The organism is Aequorivita sp. CIP111184, assembly GCF_900489465.1.
GTDB lineage: Bacteria > Bacteroidota > Bacteroidia > Flavobacteriales > Flavobacteriaceae > Aequorivita.
In genome coordinates, this window is the sequence record NZ_UEFQ01000016.1 from 227,917 (window position 1) to 246,645 (window position 18,729).

Sequence of the window (18,729 nt, forward strand, 5' to 3'; positions counted from 1 at the left end):
AAGTTATCTAATTGATTTAATGAAAGATGAAATTCCTGCAAAACCTTTTTCCGAAAGCATTTTTATGAAAGCGCTGCCAATTATGGCGCCATTAGTATGTTTTGTGGCTTGTTGAAAAGATTTTGAATCGCTAATCCCGAAACCCACAATTAGGGGGCTATTAAGTTTCATGGAAGCGATTCGTTCAAAATAACTTTCCTGTTCCTTGCCAAAACCGTCTGAGCTCCCAGTAACGCTGGCGCTACTCACCATATAAATAAAACCTTCTGAAGTATTATCTATCTGCCTAATTCTTTCTTCGGAAGTTTGGGGCGTGATTAAAAAGATATTCAACAAGCCGTGTTTTTTAAAGATTTCAGCATAATGTTCTTCATATTCTGCTAAAGGGAGGTCTGGGAGAATTAATCCATCAATGCTAACTTCTGCACATTTTTTACAGAAATTTTCCACGCCAAATTGAAGCATGGGATTAAAATAACCCATAATTATCAATGGAATGGAAACAATTTTGCGCACGTCTTTTAATTGCTGAAAAAGTAAATCGGTTGTCATTCCGTTTTTCAAAGCCTCTTGTGAACTTGCTTGAATAGTGGGGCCATCAGCTAAGGGATCGCTAAAAGGCAAACCAATTTCAACCATATCAACTCCGCTTTTTTCTAATTGCTGAAGTATTTCAACGGTATCATCCAATTTTGGATAGCCTGCTGTGAAATAAATGGAAAGCAGTTTTTTGTTTTCTGAAAGTTTTTGCTTAATTCTATTCATTATAAATTGAAATATTTAATATAAGTATCCAAATCTTTATCCCCACGCCCGCTTAAGTTCACCACGATAACATCATCCTTTTTAAATTTTCTATTTTCAAAAATTGCGAGTGCATGGCTGGATTCAATAGCTGGAATAATACCTTCCAGTTTGCAGAGTTCAAGTCCAGCTTCCATAGCTTCGTCATCGGTTATTGAAATGAATTCCCCGCGCCCGCTTGCAAACAGGTTGGCGTGCATAGGCCCAACACCCGGATAATCCAATCCTGCCGAAATGGAGTGGGGTTCGGTAATTTGTCCGTCGGCAGTTTGCATCAACAGGGTTTTACTTCCGTGAATAATCCCAACTTTTCCCAAAGCCGATGTTGCAGCGCTTTCCCCGCTATCAACTCCCTTTCCTGCAGCTTCAACGGCGATAATACCAACTTCCAGAGTTTCCAAATAATGATAAAAAGCTCCAGCGGCGTTACTGCCGCCACCAACACAGGCTACCACAAAATCCGGATTTTCACGACCTTCTTTTTCATTGAGCTGCAATTTTATTTCTTCGGAAACTACACTTTGAAAACGCGCCACCATATCAGGGTAGGGATGTGGCCCTACCACACTACCTATTATATAATGAGTGTCAACAGGATTGTTTATCCAATCGCGAATGGCTTCATTCGTGGCGTCTTTTAAGGTTTTACTGCCGCTTGTGGCAGGAACCACTTTTGCGCCAAGCATTTTCATTCGGGCAACGTTTGGCGCTTGGCGTTTTATATCGACATCTCCCATAAAAACAATACATTCCAAGCCCATCAAAGCACATACTGTGGCGGTTGCGACGCCGTGCTGCCCGGCGCCGGTTTCGGCAATAATTCGTGTTTTGCCCAAACGTTTTGCCATTAAAATCTGCCCAATAGTATTGTTTACTTTATGCGCGCCTGTATGGCAAAGATCTTCGCGTTTTAAATAGATTTTTGTATTATATTTTTCTGAGAGTCGTTTCGCAAAATATAGGGGAGTCGGGCGTCCCACATAATCTTTCAGCAATTCGTGAAATTCTTTTTGGAAAGATTCTTCCGCCATTACTTTTAAATAATTCTGCCGAAGCTCCTCCACATTTGGGTAAAGCATCTCAGGAATGTACGCTCCGCCAAACTCGCCGTAATAGCCTTTTTCGTTTACGTTATAATTCATATTTTGAGTATTGAGTATTGAGTATTGAGTATTGAGTATTGAGTATTGAGTATTGAGTATTGAGTATTGAGTCGTGTTCGGGTTTGCCATTAGTCTTGTTTCATAGTAGAAATGAATTTCTTCAAAGCCGAAACATCTTTCATGCCTGGCTCATTTTCAAACTTACTGTTCACATCAATCGCGTGAATGGGAAGGTCTGTTTTTAGTAAATTTTTAAGGGACTCAATTTCTTCTAAACCAATTCCGCCGCTTAAAATAAAAGATTTTTTTGAAGGATAATTTTTGAGAATCTCCCAATTGAAACTGAAACCATTTCCACCTTTTTCTTTTCCTTTTGTATCGAAAAGAAATTTGTCCACAACATTTTCATAGGATTGTAAAACTTCGAAATCGAATTCATTTTTTATCGAAAATACTTTCCATATTTCAATTTTAGAGGCTTCGACAAGCTCAGCCTGACATTTCGCTTTTAACTGTTCGCAAAAATCTACACTTTCATTACCGTGCAATTGAATTACATCCAACTTATATTTTTCAACCTTATCTAAAATTTCTTCCAAAGAAGCATCTACAAAAACACCAACTTTTTTAATTCCAGCCGGCAGCTCCGAAATAACTTCACCATTAAAAAACCTCGGACTTTTTTCATAAAAAATAAAACCCAAATAATCTGGCTGAAGTGCTGCAACTTCAGCTACATTGTGTTTCATTCCACAGATTTTTAGCAATGTTTTCATCTTAATTTTTCAATAAATTGTTTTGCAGTCTCGCCGGGATTTTCGGTTTTCATAAAGTTTTCACCAATTAAAAAACCTTCGAAACCGTATGTTCTCAATTCTTTTATTGTTTCAACATCGCTGATTCCGCTTTCGGATATTTTTACGAAATCGGCTGGAATTTCTTGAGAGAGCTTTTTACTGGTTTCGATATTCACTTTGAAGTTTTTCAGATTTCGATTGTTTACGCCAATTATATCTACGTTCGGCAACAAAGATTTTTGAAGCTCTTCAAGATTGTGGACTTCCAACAAAACATCCAGTTTTAGCCTTTTTGCCAAATGTGAAAATTGCTTAAGCTCTTCCGCAGAAAGGCAGGCGGCAATCAATAAAATGGCGTCGGCGCCGTATGCTTTTGCCTCGTAAATTTGATAGGGATCAATGATGAATTCTTTCCGAAGAATTGGAATAGAAACCGTTTTCTCCGCCACTAATAAATCGTCCAACGAGCCACCAAAAAAGTTGGAATCCGTTAATACCGAAATTCCTTTGGCGCCAGCAAGTTCATAGCCAGAAACCACTTCGTGCAACAAAACCTTATCGTTTATTACCGATTTGCTGGGCGAACGGCGTTTGTGCTCTGCTATAATTCCCGTGGTTGAAATGCGTAAAGCTTCCGCCAAAGATTTTGTTTCTTTCGCAAACAGCGAAAACTTTTCAAGCAAGCGTACTGGAATCGCTTCTTTTTTTGCCGCAACTTCCTTGATTTTGTAAGCTGTTATGTTATCTAAAATTGTCATTTACTCAGTTTTTGTAATTGTTTTAAAGAATTTAATGCTTTTCCGGATTGCAACGATTCTTGCGCTTTTTCAAAACCTTCTTTTATCGTACAATTTTCAACTACTGAAATTGCCATTCCCGCATTTGCGCAGACTACGTTATTTTGGGCTTCTTTACCTTTTCCGTTTAAAATATCCATAAAAATTTCTGCAGAATCTTTTACCGTTTCGCCACCAAATATTTCAGATTCCTCAATTTTCTTCACACCGAAATTTTCCGCATTTAAAATATTTTCTGAACTTTTAGAAATGACTTTTACGGGACCAGTCAGCGATATTTCGTCATAACCGTCAATTGCGTGCAGGATCGCGTAATTTTTTTCGCTTTTTTGATAGAGATAGCCGTACATTCTGGCTAATTCCAAATCGAAAACCCCAACTAATTGGTTTTTTGGAAATGCTGGATTTACCATCGGCCCAAGCATATTGAAGAAGGTTTTTACGCCTAATTCTTTTCGGATGGGAGCTACATTTTTCATCGCGGGGTGGAAGAGTGGCGCGTGCAAAACGCAGATTCCTGCTTCATCCAAACAGCGTTTTAAAAAATCTTCTTTGTTGCTGAATTTTATGCCCAAAGCTTCCATCACGTTGCTACTTCCGCTAACAGAAGAAACACCGTAGTTACCGTGTTTTGTAACCTGCAAACCTGCGCCAGCCGTAACAAAAGATGCCAAGGTTGAAATATTAAAAGTGTTTTTTCCATCTCCGCCTGTTCCGCATAAATCAATGGTGTTGTATTCATTGAAATCTACCGCTAAACATAGGTCTAGCAAGGCATCGCGAAAACCTTCCAGTTCTTCTAAACTTACGTTTCGCATCATAAAAACCGTCAAAAAAGCGGCAATCTGGTTTTGGTTGTATTTTCCCTCGGAAATATTCACCAAAACAGTTCTTGCTTCTTCTTTTGAAAGTTGCTCGTGATTTATTAATCTGTTTAAAATCTGTTTCATTTAGCTTTCAATCCAATTTTTAATAATCTGTTTTCCCATTGGCGTCAGCACACTTTCGGGGTGAAATTGTACGCCACAAACATCATAAAATTTGTGACGAACGGACATAATTTGTCCGTTTTCATCTACGGAAGTAATTTCTAAAACCTCCGGAAAATCTTCTTTTGAAATCACCCAACTGTGATATCGGCCAATTTCAATTTCTTTCTCAAGTCCTTTAAAAAGCGGTTCTTCCTCTGAGATAATAATTGCTTTTGTAGCAACGCCGTGAAAAACTTTACTCAAGTTTTCCAGTTTTCCACCAAAAACTTCGCCGATTGCCTGTTGCCCCAAGCACACGCCCAAAATAGGTTTTGAAGTTGCGTATTTTTGAATCACTGCTTTTAGCAAACCCGCTTCATCAGGAATTCCTGGACCTGGTGAAAGCAGAATTTTGTCGTAGTTTTCAACTTCTTCCAAATAAAATTTATCGTTTCGTTTTACGGTTACCTCACAATCTAATTCCTCTAAATAGTGAACTAGATTGTACACAAAACTGTCGTAATTATCTATTACCAATATTTTCATATTTATATACTTTCAGCTAATTCCAGCGCTTTAGTGAGTGCGCCCAATTTGTTATAAACTTCCTGTAATTCGTTATCCTCATTGCTTTCAGAAACTACGCCAGCACCTGCTTGATAATGTAATGTATGGTTTTTACTCACAAACGAACGAATGATAATCGCGTGATTAAAATTACCGCTGAAATCCATAAAACCAATGGCGCCACCGTAAAACTCCCGACTTCTATTTTCATATTTTTCGAGTAATTGCAGCGCTTTGTGTTTTGGCGCACCGCTCAAAGTTCCTGCGGGGAAAGTGTCCGCAACTATCTGCATTGTTATAGTTTGTGGATTTTTGGTTGCTGTAACCTTGCTCACCAAATGAATAACGTGCGAGAAAAACTGAACTTCCCGATAGGTTTCCACTTTCACATTCGTTCCGTGGCGACTTAAATCATTTCGAGCCAAATCAACCAGCATAACGTGTTCGCTGTTTTCTTTTCTGTCTTCGGAAAGTTTTTTGGCGAGTTCTGCATCCTGTTCGTCATTTCCGGTGCGTTTAAAAGTTCCGGCTATTGGATGGATTTCGGCGCGATTTCCTTTTACTATCAATTGCGCTTCGGGTGAACTTCCAAAGATTTTAAAATTTCCATAATCAAAATAGAAAAGATAGGGTGAAGGATTCACACTTCGTAAAGCTCTATAAACGTTGAATTCATCTCCTGTGAATTTTTGTGAAAAGCGTTTGCTGGGAACAATTTGAAAAACATCACCACGCTGGCAGTGTTCTTTGCATTTTCGAACCAAAGTTTTAAAATCTTCGTCGTTTAAATTTGTTGTTCGCTCGCCGTTTCTTTTAAAAGAATATTCGGCAAAACTCTTCGATTTTAAGATTTGTTCAATCTGCGGAATGTTGTTTTCAGAATTATAACAGTGCGCAAAAATATAGGCTTCGTTGTTGAAATGGTTTATCGCGATTATATTTTGATAAACTGCATAATACAGATCGGGTATTTCTAAATTCTCTTCTTTTTTGTGAAGTTCAATATCTTCAAAATACCGCACTGCATCAAAAGCCATAAAGCCGAAAAGACCGTTGTTGATGAACTTAAAATTACTTTCTTCCGAAGAAAATGAAGCCGCAAATTCATCTAAAACTTTTGGGACATTTGTGCTTTCAGTAATTCTAGTTTCAAGACTTTTTCCATCCGGGAAACGCTGAAAAATGATGTCGTTTTCAACTTTTATGGAAGCAATTGGGTTGAAACAGATATAGCTGAAACTATTGTCGTTGGCGTGATAGTCGCTACTTTCCAGCAAAAGACTATTTGGAAATTTGTCGCGCAAACGTAAATACACGGAAACGGGCGTTAGCGTATCTGCCAATAGTTTTTTTGAATGTGTTTTTAAGTTGTATTTCATTTTAAAATTTCAATTTATGCAATAAAAAAAGGCTTGTCGTGATTGACAAGCCTTTTCGTATATGTTTAATACCATAGGTGTTCAGTTCACGACGTTTTTCGTAAAGTAGACCACCACCAAGTATTTGTTCTGATTGTTTTCATTGTGGGCTCAAAGATATATTATTTTTACAATAATAATTTTTTTTAAAGAAAATTTTAAGATTTTGGAAAGACTTAAATTCTTTTAGTCTTATTAATGATTCGTTAATTTAAGTTGCAAATAGATGGGATTTCAATATTTTTAGAGGATGAAATTACTTCCAGTTTTTATTTTTTTTATAATACTTCAAAGCTGCTCTGATAAAAAAGGTAAAACTAAAATTAGTGGGATAACTTCTGAAGTTGCGTTGACAGAAAATCTTCAAGTGAAAAAACAAGATTTTAATGCTAAAAAAATTATTTCCATCAATTTTGAAGAATTTGAAAAGAATTATTTTCAGAAAGAAAATGATTCAGTTTATATTATAAATTTTTGGGCTACGTGGTGCAAACCTTGTGTTGAAGAGCTTCCCGCTTTTGAAAAAATAGCTTCAGATTATGCTGGTGAAAAAGTAAAAGTATTATTGGTAAGTCTTGATTTTCCTGATAAAATTAAAGGTCAAGTAATTCCTTTTATCAAAAAAAATAAAATCCAATCTGAAGTTGTTTTACTTGATGATGCCGATGCCAATGGTTGGATTCCAAAAGTTTCTCCTGAATGGAGCGGTGCAATTCCCGCAACGGTTATTTACAAAAAAGACAAACGGAAATTTTACGAACAATCATTTACCTTTGAAAAACTTGAAACCGAATTAAAAACATTTCTTTAAAAATATATTTTATGAAAACAATAAAAATACTCTCCAGTTTAGCGTTTGCGCTTATTGCAATAACGGCATTTAATAGCTGTAAAAATGAACAGAAAAAGAACTTAGAAGAAGTTGCAATCAATGAAAATGATGATGCAAATAATATAAGTCCAGATTCAGAAATTAGTGTGATTGGATATAAAATTGGTGACGAAGCAACAGATTTTAAGTTGAAAGATGTAAATGGAAAAATGGTTTCACTTTCAGATTACCCAGATGCTAAAGGATTTATTGTGATTTTTACTTGTAATACCTGTCCATTTGCTGTTGCAAGTGAAGAAAGGATTGTTGCGTTAGACAAGGAATTTAAATCAAAGGGCTATCCAGTAATTGCCATCAATCCGAATAATCCAGAGGTTCAAGAGGATGACACCTATGAATTGATGCAACAAAAGGCGAAAGAGGCTGGATTTACATTTCCGTACTTGTATGATGAAAGCCAATCGATTTATGCAAAGTACGGTGCCACGAAAACGCCTCATGTTTATTTGTTGCAAAAAGAAGATGGAAGTAATATTGTGAAATACATTGGTGCTATTGATGATAATGTACGTAATGCCTCTGCGGTGAAGGAACAGTTTTTGGCTAATGCTGTAAATGAGCTTTTAGAAGGGAAACAAATATCTGTGAAAGAAACCAAAGCAATTGGATGTTCTGTGAAGCAATAGATTTTTAAACCTTATACATTTAGTACTTTTACAAAAAAAATAATTATGGCAGATTTAACCCAACAGCAATGGAGCGAACAACTAGAAAATGATGACAATGCAGTAATTCTGGACGTACGCACAGATGCGGAGTTTGCGGAGGCCTATATTCCTGGAGCGATTCAAATGGATATCTTTAATGGCGCTGAATTTCTTCAGCGTGCCAAACAATTGGATCCGCAGAAAAATTACTATGTTTATTGCCGCTCCGGAGGAAGAAGTGGCCAAGCCTGTATGTTGCTTAATTCCGTAGGAGTAAAAAATGCATATAATTTAAAAGGCGGGATTATGGAATGGAAAGGGAAATTAAATAATTAAATAATTTGATGATGAAAAAAGCAGCATTCCTTTTTGGATTTACTGTAATACTTTTTTTTACAGCTTGTAAAGACCACAGTATTGCTCAAGATATAAAGATTTTAACACCACAGGAGTTTCACGATTCAATTATTAAAAACAAAGATATTCAACTTGTTGATGCTCGCACCGAGGCAGAGTTTGAAGAAGGACATCTTCAAGATGCTTTAAATATTGATGTTCTAGAAACAAATTTTAATACCGAAGCTGAAAAATTGAATTTGGAGAAACCTGTATATGTTTATTGCCGCAGTGGAAAAAGAAGTGCTAAAGCAGCCCTAATTTTAAAAGATCTCGGTTTTAAGGAAATTTACGATATGCAAGGCGGTTATTTGAATTGGGAAAGCGAAGGATTTCAAGAGAAATAATGATTTTCTTCTTAATTTTTTAACGAATTGAAAACCTCCAAGTTAAACTGACGCTAAATTATAGTTTTAAAAAGTTTTTCATTACAACACTCCGTATATTCCGTATGTAAAACAGGGGATATGGAAAATAGAGAAGAAATAGTATTCGATCAAATAAAAAATCTTATAACCATTAGTTGCAAATTTGACAGATTTCCTGCCAAAGAATTTAGCAATTTTCATAAAATGTTTTTAAAGTTTTTCTTTAACGCAATTGATATTAATATTGATTACGAAGATAAATTGATTTCCATTTGGAATTCCAAACCTTTAACTACAAACCCTGTCAGACTTTTTGATTTAAATGAAGCGATAGCAGATAAAGTATCGTATTCAAATTTGGAAGAAACACTTACAGGATGTGTTGAAGAAGGAAAACTTCAACACAGTTTTTATAAAAAGATGCTTTTTGAGTTTGGAGATTATCCCCAAAAAGATGGAGATGTTTTAAGTGCTTAGCCTAAATTAATTTCCTATTAATTTAAACCCTATCGAAATTAGACTGTAGTTCAACCCACTGTCGCGCTTGTAATAATCGTACTTTAAGTCTACACTTTTCAGTCCAAATTTTAATACTCTCAGCTTCGTGAAAATATCTGTATAGCCAATTCCAAAACCATATTGATTTGCTGAAAATTCAGATAAGTCGTAATCTGAAGTGTAAAATTCATCTGTTGATAGCGCTGCTTCATACGGATAAAAATAATCTGCCGCGGTCTGATTGTAATATCGGTAACTTGGATAAAGAGTAAATTTATCAGTAATTTTTATAGGAACTTCAATACTCGCAGTGTTTGACGTTATTCCCCAATCATCAAAATAGTAGCGATAATAGGTTCTTACTACAAACATTTCATTAATAAAATAATTCAATCTTCCGCCAATTGCCGTTTTAAAACGCGTGTCAGGCAGCCTTTCTATGTCATCCGCCAACTGGAAATTTTCGCGAAAACGGTCTGCAAGATCGCTAAAATATACCCTTTGGAAAGGAGTGGATAGTAAGCCTTGTTGCTGCACTAAGTCTAAAGAAAGAGAACCTTGAAGGCTTTTTGATAGTATCTGTGAAAACCCAAAACCTACAGAGTATGAATTTCTATTTTTCTTGTCTAAACCATTAAAAGAAGTTTGTCGTAATTCAATTGGATATAATAATTTCCAAGTATCTAAATAAACGTTTGCGTGCACACTTAATTCTGTGTTCTTTTCATTGAAAAGCTTGGTGTAGCTTCCTCCAAAACCGAATGAAAAATAATCGAATTCTGAAGAAACGGAAACTTTAGCGCTTATAATATCATTTCTGTCATCGCTGCTGTGCGAATAGGTTACATTTCCACCAGCCCAAAGATCGCTTGCCGAAGCTCCCGAAGAAGCCACATAAGGATCGGCAGGTTCACTACCATCAAAAGGGTCAATATTACTCGATGAAGCCGAAGTGTAAGCAGAAACGCCGGCGTCAATTGTTAAAACATCGTCGTCATTTAAAGGAACGGCAACTACGATTGTTGGAGTAAAATCCGTAAGTTTTTCTGAGCCTATACCACCACTTACTGCGGCATTATCGCCATCTTGGGTGTAATAACTTGCAAGAAAATCTACTTCGGTGGCTTCAAGTACACGTTTTTTATATGTTGAAGTAGAGTCTTGGGCAAAAACTGTTGCTGAAAACAGAATGATAAATAAACTAATTATGTGTTTCATCTGTAAAATATATTTGAGTAATAGGAAAATGGAATGGCTAAAGTGAGTTTTGGTAATTGATATTGTATTAATTACAGCCGCAACCGCCGCCTGTTTTACCTCCATTGGCGCCCGAAGCAGCTTCGCGATAGGCTTGCGCATTGATCCCAAACCTATCCACAGGTTTGTCACCCAAAACCATATCAGGGTCATTGATTTTTACTTTTTCATATTCCTTAACAACAGTGCAGGAACTAAAAGTTCCCAATGTTATGATAGCTGATAGCAGTAGTAACTTTTTCATGTTTTTTGAAGACTTCTTATTTTTTTAAAGTTTCTATTTCAATATTTTTTGAGGTGAAAATCTCACCTTTTTCATCTATAACGATGCATTCTATTTTTGGCAATTGATTTACAAAATCAATCCCAACATCCTTTCCCATCACAAAAATTGAGGTGGCTAATGCATCGGCAATTTCGGCTTTTGGAGCAAATACTGTGGCGCTGATAATTCCTGTGGCAGGATAGCCCGTACGCGGATCAATTATATGCGTGTAACGCACGCCATTAAAAGTAACATATTTTTCATAATTTCCAGAGGTAACCACGGCATTATCTTTTAAAGGCAGTAGTGCAAAAGCTTTATTTTTGTCCATAGGGTTGGTGATAGCAACTTTCCAAAATTCACCGTCGGGTTGTCTTCCCCAGGTGTTCATATCACCCGAAGCATTTATTATTCCTGCGCTAACACCTTTTTCCATCAAAAGTTTTTTTGCTTTATCAGCAGCATATCCTTTGCCTATAGCTCCAAAGCCTATTTTCATTCCCTCCAATTTCAAAAAAACAGTAAAATTTTCAGGATCAAGAATAATATTTTTATACCCAACTTTTGCTACGGATTCTTTTATTGCTTCCTTAGAAGGCATTACAGTCATACTACCATCAAATTTCCAAATTTTATCCATGGAAGCAAAACTGACGTCGAAAGCGCCCTCGGTCAATTTCGAAATCTCAATGGCGCGCCCAATTAAATTGTAGAGTTCTTCATCAACTTTTATGGGTTTAATGCTGGCATTTCTATTTATTTCTGAAGTTTGCGAAGCTGGATCCCATGAAGAAATGAGTTTTTCAATACGGGTTATTTCACCTACCGCCATATCTATATAATTATTAGCTTCGGTTGAATCATTTGCAACCACTGTAATTTCAAAACGGCTGCCCATTAATTTTAGGGTACGTTTAAAAATTTCCTGTGAAAAAATAGTATTAGCACAAAGAAGTGCGACACATATTAGGACTGTTCTTTTCAAATTATTTTACAAAAGATTCAAGTTTATCAATGTATGCTGTAGGCGTGGTTTTTTCATAACCTGCCTCTCCTAAAACGTGGCCATCTTTATCAAGAACCACTACAAATGGGAAATAACCTTGTGTGTTGTATTTTTCAGCAAGTTGATTGTTTTTTTCTTGTTGCTCATCACTGAGTGCGTTAGCTTTTCTGCGTGGAAAATCTGCCTGTAGCATTACGAAATGTTCTTTAGCGTAAGATTTAAATTCATCTGAACTCCATATTTCCCGATCTAATTTTATACAGGGTGCACACCAATCGCTTCCCTGAAAAACAAGGATTATGGGGCGGTTTTCTTCTGAAGCTAATTTTTCTGCAGTTTTAAAATCAGTTTGCCATTCTTGAGCGTTGACAAAAGAAAATGAAAATAGCAGTATCGATACTATAAAAAAAGTTTTTTTCATTGGATATTAATATTTTTAATAACGTAGCAGTTTCAAAATTAGTGCCGAGATGCTAATTAACTTCCCAATTTTCAAAATATATTTTTAGATTGCAATAATTCATCCTTTTGTTTCATCTGCAGATGGACCGTAACTTCCCGGAACCGGAATATCCAATAATCTATAATAAATGCCTAATTGCGCTCTGTGGTGCGTAATTTGGTTAAGCCCATGGCGAATGGCGCCATACTTGCTCCATTCCATTATTTTTTGACCATTCATTTGTATGCTTCAACTAGGTTTTAAGTCATCTTCTTTTACAGTATTTAAAGCCGTTAATGCTGCTTTATACTGCTTCTCCAATTGGGTTTGCAAACTTTCTTTACCATCCATTTTTTCTGGGATATTACTATCAGCGAAATCTAGCTTTTCGCTACTTAAAATTATATTTGGCCAACCAAAAATATCAACAATATGTGTTGTTAAATCCATCATTTTCATGCTTTTGTCGTGTGGTGCATAATCATTTTGGTCTTATGGAAAATTATTTAAAAATTTTCTAGTAATGTTGAACTCTTCGGTTAGTTTGTCCTTTAAATTTTTTAGTGTATCCATAATTTTTCATATTTGCAATTTATTAAAAGTAGTTGCAATATTTTTCATTGGAAATTTCAATATTTTAGAGCGTATTGAAATATAGTTTCTAAAACTAATTTACTTCTTTAAAAGTATTTTTTCAAGAGTAAATTCCTTTAAATTTACACCTTAAAATTTCTTCAATTGACAAAACAAATCACAGATACAATCGTAATGATTCGCCCCGTAGCGTTTCGAATGAACGAGCAAACGGCAGTAAATAATTTTTTTCAGGAAGACATAGCGCTTAAGAATGCTGAAATTAATAAAAAAGCTCAGTTAGAGTTTGATGCTTTTGTTCAGAAGCTTCGAAAGGTGGGCGTAAATGTAATCGTTGAAGACGATGATTTGCGATTGGATACGCCAGATTCTATTTTCCCGAACAATTGGATCAGTTTTCATGAAAATGGCGATATAGGATTGTACCCAATGTTTGCTGAAAATCGCCGTCGTGAAAGACGTGAGGAAATTTTAATACGTTTAGAAACCGAAGGTTTTATAATCAATAATGTATATGACTATACAACAGCAGAAGATGAAGGGTTGTTTTTAGAAGGAACTGGAAGTCTACTGTTGGACCGTGTAAACAAAAAAGCTTATTGCGCACTTTCGCCTAGAGCAGACGAAGAGTTACTTATTGAATTCTGTGAAGATTTTGAATACTTGCCAGTAATTTTTACAGCAAACCAAACCGTGGATGGCAAACGTTTACCCATCTATCATACCAATGTAATGATGTGCCTTGCGGAAAAATTTTGCGTGATTTGCTTAGACTCTATAGACGATGTGGCTGAAAAGAAAAATGTTACTCAGCATTTAAAAAAAGATGGAAAAGAAATCATTAAAATAACGGAAGCGCAGATGCATCATTTTGCCGGAAATATGCTCCAACTGCAGGGAAAAGATAAAAAATATTTGGTGATGAGCGCCGCAGCTCATAACAGCCTAAATAAAGAACAAATTGCAGCCATCGAAAAACATTGCGAAATCCTGAGCAGCGATCTTACAACAATTGAAACATGTGGTGGCGGAAGTGCACGCTGTATGATGGCTGAAGTTTTTCTTCCGAGAGAATAAATTTTAGGACAAAACTTCTTTTTTGGTAATATTTCGAATCATTCCACCGAAAATAAAATAGTGAAACGGAAGCATTAAATACCAATACAACCTTCCCCATAAACCTTTTGGGCGGAACGTGGCAGTTTGTACTAATTCATTTTTATCGTTAATGCAGAATTCCAGCCAAGCTTCGCCTGGCAATTTCATTTCAGCAAAAAGTAAGAGTCTTTTACTTTCCCTGTCAGCATAAAGTACACGCCAAAAATCCAACACATCGCCCGTGTAAATTTGATCAGGATGGGTTCTGCCGCGACGTAAACCAACCCCACCAAAAATTTTATCTATAAAACCCCGGATTTTCCAAAGTGAATTTCCGTAATACCAACCACGATTTCCGCCAATAGTCCAAATGTTGTTCAAAACCTTTTCAGGATTGTCAATTTTCAACACTTTTCTGTCTTTTAAGCATCCAAATGTTGGTACTTGAATGTATTCTTTCAAATTCGAAATTCGGCCCGCCACTAACGAATCTTTCCAGCTTGAAATAACAAGATTTTGCTCAATCTTAATGAAGGCTAACTTAATGGCTTCTTCATACGAAATGGGTTGAATATTTAAAATTTCCTGCAGTTTGTTGTCTCTTGCAACAACTTCCATTTTCATACTGTCCACAAGGTTTACGGCAAGTTTATAGGAAGTTGAAGTAACAAAATAAAGCCAATAGGAAGATAGTCGAGGCGACATAATAGGCACGGAAATTATCCAAAGTTTTAAGCCGCGAATTTTAGAATACTTCAACAGCATTTCCTTATAAGTCAGAACATCGGGTCCGCCAATATCAAACGATTGATCGAAACATTTTTCATTGTTTAAGACGCCATAAAGAAATGCAATCACATCGCGAATCGCTATGGGCTGAATCTTGGTTTTTAACCATTTTGGAGCGACCATTACAGGTAGTTTTTCACATAAATCCCTGATTATTTCAAATGAAGAGCTACCGCTGCCCACCACAATTCCCGCTCGCAATGCTGTTAAATGATAGTTTCCCTTAAATAAAATATCTTCTACTTTTTTTCGTGAAGCCAAGTGTTTAGAAAGTTGTTCTTCATTTACAATTCCGCTTAAATATATAACCTGCTTCACGGAAGTTACCGCCATATATTTATTGAAATTTTCTGCTGCGCGCGCTTCAATTTCGTCAAAATTATTGTCGGCACCGCTCATGGAATGAATCAAATAATACGCAGCATCAATATCTTTCGGAAAAGATTCGGTGTTCACTTCTTCCGCAAAATCAACCTCAAATACGGTTATTTTTTTTATAGTTTCTGGATTTAGTGGAAGTCGATTTTTATCACGAACCGCACAGATTATTTCATGTCCGTTCTCTAAAAGCTGGGGAAGCAATCGCATTCCTATATATCCGTTGGCACCTGTGAGTAGAATTTTCAATTTTTTTAGTTTTGTTTAAAGATAATTTATAATAATTACACAGTAGTTAAAAACCCGTTAACTTATGGCTTTCATTATTTTTCAAAACGGTATCTTTAAATCTTTAACTAATCAATTCCAAAATCCATGAAAATCTTAAAAATCGTTTTGCTTATTGTTGGAGTAATTCTAATTGTTTTTGGACTTTACAACGCTTTCGTACCCCAACAAATTTTGGATATCGGCCCTTTGGAAGTTAATGCAAAAGAAGGCCTGACTAACCAAACTTTAGGAATGATTGGTATTGGCGTTTTGGCGCTTATTGCTGGCGCACTTCTTAAAAACCGTCGCTAATTTTTAAAGATTTATTGTTTTAAAAATAGAAATAACAGCTGCGCTGATGTATTCTACACCTATGGAAATCACTATAAATCCAACAATGCGCGAAATAGCATTAATGCCGGAAGCACCTAAAAATTTGCTGATGTAATGCGAGCTTCTCAAAATGATAAAAGTTGCCAAACCAACTGCTAATACTGCTAAAACAATCCATAAAATATCATTAGTATTCTGATACTTTTGATTAAAGGTAATTAACAATGAAATAGAGCCTGGACCAGCAAGCATTGGGATTGCAAGTGGGGTCAATGAAAATTTTTCCCGCTTGTCCAAATCTTTCTGTACCCGCTTGTTCTTCATCCCCTTGTGTTTTGAAAAAGTTCCCGTTAACAGCGCAAAACCAGAAGTAACGATGATCATTCCGCCCGCAATGCGCAGCGCATTCAAACTTATTCCGAAAAAGGCCAATAAATAGGTTCCGGCAAAGAAGGAAATGATTAAAATGACAATCACATTTATCGTGGTCAGAAGCGAAGTTTTATTTCGCTCCTGCGGAGTCTCATCGCTTGTTAAACCTACAAATACGGGTACAGTTCCCAAAGGGTTTATCACCGAAAATAGCGCTGCAAAAACATATAAAAAAATGTCCATAGTTTTTTCGGCAAAGGACGTTTGCTTTTTCTACTTCAAGTTTACTTAAGTGTTACCAAAAGATTACAATTGAGTTCTCTAAATATCTTCCAATCTGTCTGGCGTAGCGGCAATTTTTGCTTCCATCAATTTCTTCATAAAGTTGTGAACCGATTTATTCTCAGCGTGCGCTTCAAATTTGAAAAAATAATTGTCTTTATAAATAGAATATTCTTCTGCTTTGCCTTTATAAAGCACCAATTTATAATAAGGAATAATTAGTGCGTAAGAGTTCAATCTGCTTCGGAAACCCACTATAATGCCTTTTGGCCGTAGCTCAATATTGCAAACGTTTCTGTTGTTGTCCAAATTCATCAAATTGCTTATTTGAATGCTGGTCTCATTTAAGATCAGTTTCGGGGAACCAATACCGCCCATTTTAAAACGTTCGTGTATGGTGAATGGTTTGCCAAGTTCGGCGTCTATTTTTCTAGTAATTTCTTTGTCATTATATGAAACTTGAAGTAGCATTTTTTTCCTTTAAAGATAAGATTTTCACAAATACTTCAAATTTAAAAACGTGTATCTTTGTTCCCAAAATCTGGAGCTACGGCAACGGATTTCGTTTACTCTTTAAATATTATATTGATGACATTTCAACAGATACTGGAAACCCAAATTAAAAATGCAGTCGAAAATCTGTACGGCGCAAAACTTGAATCAGTAGAATTACAGCCTACCCGCAAAGATTTTGAGGGTGATATTACTGCCGTTGTTTTTCCGATGCTCCGCGTTGTTAAAGGAAATCCGGTACAGATTGGTGAGGCCATTGGTAATTATTTGGTTGAAAATGTTTCAGAAATTGAAAAATTCAACGTAGTTCAAGGGTTTTTGAATATTGTTTTGAGTGATTCCTATTATTTGAATTTCTTTAATTCAGTAACCGATTTTTCTTCCTTCGGAAAAGGGGATCAAAACGGAAAAGCTGTGATGGTAGAATACTCTTCTCCTAACACAAACAAACCTCTGCATTTGGGTCACGTTCGAAATGTTTTGCTCGGATATTCCGTTGCGGAAATCGAAAAAGCCGCTGGGAAAAAAGTCTATAAAACACAAATCATCAACGACCGTGGAATTCATATTTGTAAAAGTATGCTAGCCTGGGAAAAGTTCGGAAATGGCGAAACACCAGATTCAACTGATTTAAAAGGCGATAAACTCGTTGGGAATTATTATGTAAAATTTGACAAAGAATATAAGAAGCAAATAGAAGCGCTAAAAGCGGAAGGAAAAACAGAAGAAGAAGCTAAGGCACAAGCCCCGCTTTTAAAGGAAGCACAGCAAATGCTTCTTAAATGGGAGGCTGGCGATGAAGAAACTGTTGCGCTTTGGAACAAAATGAACGGCTGGGTTTATAAAGGTTTTGAGGAAACTTATAAGTCTATCGGCGTAGATTTTGACTTTTATTATTATGAAAGTGATACCTATCTTTTAGGAAAGGATATTATTGAAGAAGGCATCAAAAAAGATGTTTTCTTTATGAAAGACGACGGTTCCGTATGGTGCGATTTAACCGAGGACGGTCTTGACGAAAAACTGGTTTTACGTAGTGATGGCACCGCGGTTTATATGACGCAGGATATTGGCACTGCCGTACAACGAGTGAAAGACCATCCAGATGTTGGCGGAATGATTTATACCGTGGGTAATGAGCAGGATTACCATTTTAAAGTGTTGTTTTTAATTCTGAAGAAACTGGGCTACAATTGGGCTGAAAACTTATATCATTTAAGTTATGGAATGGTAGATTTACCTTCCGGAAAAATGAAAAGTCGTGAGGGCACTGTGGTTGATGCAGATGATTTGATTGCGCAAATGACAGATACCGCTCGATCTATTTCTGAGGAGCTTGGAAAGATTGATAATTTTTCAAAAGAAGAAAAAGAAGTGCTTTACAGAATGATCGGTTTGGGCGCTTTGAAATATTATATTTTAAAAGTAGATCCTAAAAAACGAATTCTTTTCAATCCTGAAGAGAGTGTCGATTTTCAAGGAAATACGGGGCCGTTCATTCAATATACCTATGCGCGGATACAATCTATTCTTCGAAAAGCTAATGAAAATGAAAATGTCATGCTGAGCCTGTCGAAGCAGATTACTTCTGATATTATCTTACAGCCTAAAGAAAAAGAACTTATTAAAATAATCCAACAATTCCCCGAAACCATTCAATTGGCTGCAGAAAATTATAGCCCGGCTTTAATTGCTAACTATACTTATGATTTGGTGAAAGAATTTAATAGCTTCTATCAAAACGTGCCAATCTTAGCAACGGATAACGAAGCTGAAAAAATATTTCGTGTAAAAATTTCAAGAGCTGTTGGCGAAGTTATCAAAAGTGCTTTTGCGCTTTTGGGAATCGAAGTTCCGGAGCGTATGTAATTT

Annotated in this window: 23 protein-coding genes and 1 pseudogene; 8 read left to right on the forward strand and 16 right to left on the reverse strand. The window is 36.2% G+C overall.

What is annotated here, in order from left to right; translation table 11 throughout:
* Positions 1-3: 3 nt before the first annotated feature.
* From trpA to AEQU1_RS06940, 7 genes are all read right to left on the reverse strand, one after another.
* Positions 4-765: a tryptophan synthase subunit alpha gene (gene trpA, locus AEQU1_RS06910; protein ID WP_111879872.1), complete on the reverse strand. Its 762-nt coding sequence runs from the start codon at positions 763-765 to the stop codon at positions 4-6.
* Complete coding sequence (trpB, locus tag AEQU1_RS06915; protein WP_111880033.1) at positions 765-1,946, reverse strand: tryptophan synthase subunit beta; 1,182 nt, start codon at positions 1,944-1,946, stop codon at positions 765-767. The genes trpA and trpB overlap by 1 nt, the downstream gene beginning before the upstream one ends.
* Positions 1,947-2,035: 89 nt before the next feature.
* Positions 2,036-2,683 carry a phosphoribosylanthranilate isomerase gene (locus AEQU1_RS06920; protein WP_258455185.1) on the reverse strand — a complete coding sequence of 216 codons (648 nt, stop codon included), beginning with the start codon at positions 2,681-2,683 and terminating at the stop codon, positions 2,036-2,038.
* Positions 2,680-3,462 (reverse strand): indole-3-glycerol phosphate synthase TrpC, encoded by a 783-nt coding sequence (gene trpC / locus AEQU1_RS06925; protein ID WP_111879873.1) that lies wholly within the window; start codon positions 3,460-3,462, stop codon positions 2,680-2,682. The genes AEQU1_RS06920 and trpC overlap by 4 nt, the downstream gene beginning before the upstream one ends.
* A complete protein-coding gene (trpD, locus tag AEQU1_RS06930) occupies positions 3,459-4,451 on the reverse strand; it encodes an anthranilate phosphoribosyltransferase (RefSeq protein WP_111879875.1) in 993 nt (330 codons plus the stop codon). Before trpD ends, trpC begins: the two co-directional genes overlap by 4 nt.
* On the reverse strand, positions 4,452-5,018 hold the full coding sequence (locus tag AEQU1_RS06935; protein WP_111879876.1) for an aminodeoxychorismate/anthranilate synthase component II: 567 nt from the start codon (positions 5,016-5,018) through the stop codon (positions 4,452-4,454).
* Between the two features lie 2 nt (positions 5,019-5,020).
* The gene (locus tag AEQU1_RS06940; RefSeq protein WP_111879878.1) at positions 5,021-6,418 is read right to left on the reverse strand and encodes an anthranilate synthase component I family protein; all 1,398 of its coding nucleotides are present in this window, start codon (positions 6,416-6,418) and stop codon (positions 5,021-5,023) included.
* A gap of 289 nt (positions 6,419-6,707) precedes the next feature.
* Here AEQU1_RS06940 and AEQU1_RS06945 point away from each other — a divergent pair, with 289 nt between their 5' ends.
* From AEQU1_RS06945 to AEQU1_RS06965, 5 genes are all read left to right on the forward strand, one after another.
* Positions 6,708-7,268, forward strand: a complete 561-nt coding sequence (locus tag AEQU1_RS06945; protein WP_111879880.1) for a redoxin domain-containing protein — start codon at positions 6,708-6,710, stop codon at positions 7,266-7,268.
* An 11-nt stretch (positions 7,269-7,279) separates the two neighbouring features.
* A complete protein-coding gene (locus AEQU1_RS06950) occupies positions 7,280-7,975 on the forward strand; it encodes a thioredoxin family protein (protein WP_111879881.1) in 696 nt (231 codons plus the stop codon).
* Positions 7,976-8,020: 45 nt separating this feature from the next.
* Positions 8,021-8,332 carry a rhodanese-like domain-containing protein gene (locus AEQU1_RS06955; RefSeq protein WP_111879883.1) on the forward strand — a complete coding sequence of 104 codons (312 nt, stop codon included), beginning with the start codon at positions 8,021-8,023 and terminating at the stop codon, positions 8,330-8,332.
* 8 nt (positions 8,333-8,340) lie between these two features.
* On the forward strand, positions 8,341-8,739 hold the full coding sequence (locus AEQU1_RS06960; RefSeq protein WP_258455186.1) for a rhodanese-like domain-containing protein: 399 nt from the start codon (positions 8,341-8,343) through the stop codon (positions 8,737-8,739).
* Positions 8,740-8,859: 120 nt separating this feature from the next.
* On the forward strand, positions 8,860-9,237 hold the full coding sequence (locus AEQU1_RS06965) for a hypothetical protein (protein WP_111879886.1): 378 nt from the start codon (positions 8,860-8,862) through the stop codon (positions 9,235-9,237).
* 6 nt (positions 9,238-9,243) lie between these two features.
* On the opposite strand, the gene AEQU1_RS06970 is transcribed toward AEQU1_RS06965, so the two are convergent.
* The 6 genes and pseudogenes from AEQU1_RS06970 to AEQU1_RS16310 all read right to left on the reverse strand — a co-directional run bounded on the left by AEQU1_RS06970 (position 9,244) and on the right by AEQU1_RS16310 (position 12,681).
* A complete protein-coding gene (locus tag AEQU1_RS06970; protein WP_111879888.1) occupies positions 9,244-10,476 on the reverse strand; it encodes a DUF3570 domain-containing protein in 1,233 nt (410 codons plus the stop codon).
* Between the two features lie 67 nt (positions 10,477-10,543).
* A complete protein-coding gene (locus tag AEQU1_RS06975; protein WP_111879889.1) occupies positions 10,544-10,759 on the reverse strand; it encodes a DUF4266 domain-containing protein in 216 nt (71 codons plus the stop codon).
* A gap of 16 nt (positions 10,760-10,775) precedes the next feature.
* Positions 10,776-11,765: an FAD:protein FMN transferase gene (locus AEQU1_RS06980; protein ID WP_111879891.1), complete on the reverse strand. Its 990-nt coding sequence runs from the start codon at positions 11,763-11,765 to the stop codon at positions 10,776-10,778.
* A 1-nt stretch (position 11,766) separates the two neighbouring features.
* Complete coding sequence (locus tag AEQU1_RS06985; RefSeq protein WP_111879893.1) at positions 11,767-12,207, reverse strand: thioredoxin family protein; 441 nt, start codon at positions 12,205-12,207, stop codon at positions 11,767-11,769.
* A 99-nt stretch (positions 12,208-12,306) separates the two neighbouring features.
* Positions 12,307-12,405 (reverse strand): annotated as a pseudogene (locus AEQU1_RS16435) (damage-inducible protein DinB); the annotation flags it as partial.
* Between the two features lie 72 nt (positions 12,406-12,477).
* Positions 12,478-12,681 (reverse strand): hypothetical protein, encoded by a 204-nt coding sequence (locus tag AEQU1_RS16310; RefSeq protein ID WP_258455189.1) that lies wholly within the window; start codon positions 12,679-12,681, stop codon positions 12,478-12,480.
* A 315-nt stretch (positions 12,682-12,996) separates the two neighbouring features.
* Between AEQU1_RS16310 and ctlX the strand changes: the two genes are divergently transcribed.
* Entirely contained in the window at positions 12,997-13,899 is a 903-nt protein-coding gene (gene ctlX / locus AEQU1_RS06995; protein WP_111880036.1) for a citrulline utilization hydrolase CtlX, read from the forward strand.
* Between the two features lie 3 nt (positions 13,900-13,902).
* Here the strand turns inward: ctlX and AEQU1_RS07000 are convergent, their stop codons facing one another.
* Positions 13,903-15,336: an SDR family oxidoreductase gene (locus AEQU1_RS07000; protein WP_111879894.1), complete on the reverse strand. Its 1,434-nt coding sequence runs from the start codon at positions 15,334-15,336 to the stop codon at positions 13,903-13,905.
* 126 nt (positions 15,337-15,462) lie between these two features.
* Between AEQU1_RS07000 and AEQU1_RS07005 the strand changes: the two genes are divergently transcribed.
* Entirely contained in the window at positions 15,463-15,669 is a 207-nt protein-coding gene (locus tag AEQU1_RS07005) for a hypothetical protein (RefSeq protein ID WP_111879895.1), read from the forward strand.
* A gap of 3 nt (positions 15,670-15,672) precedes the next feature.
* Here AEQU1_RS07005 and AEQU1_RS07010 read toward each other — a convergent pair whose 3' ends face one another.
* Both AEQU1_RS07010 and AEQU1_RS07015 read right to left on the reverse strand, forming a co-directional pair.
* Positions 15,673-16,305, reverse strand: coding sequence for a MarC family NAAT transporter (locus tag AEQU1_RS07010; RefSeq protein WP_111879897.1), 633 nt, complete (start codon positions 16,303-16,305; stop codon positions 15,673-15,675).
* 78 nt (positions 16,306-16,383) lie between these two features.
* On the reverse strand, positions 16,384-16,815 hold the full coding sequence (locus AEQU1_RS07015) for a hypothetical protein (protein ID WP_111879899.1): 432 nt from the start codon (positions 16,813-16,815) through the stop codon (positions 16,384-16,386).
* Positions 16,816-16,932: 117 nt separating this feature from the next.
* Here AEQU1_RS07015 and argS point away from each other — a divergent pair, with 117 nt between their 5' ends.
* On the forward strand, positions 16,933-18,726 hold the full coding sequence (gene argS, locus AEQU1_RS07020; protein ID WP_111880038.1) for an arginine--tRNA ligase: 1,794 nt from the start codon (positions 16,933-16,935) through the stop codon (positions 18,724-18,726).
* Positions 18,727-18,729: the final 3 nt, after the last annotated feature.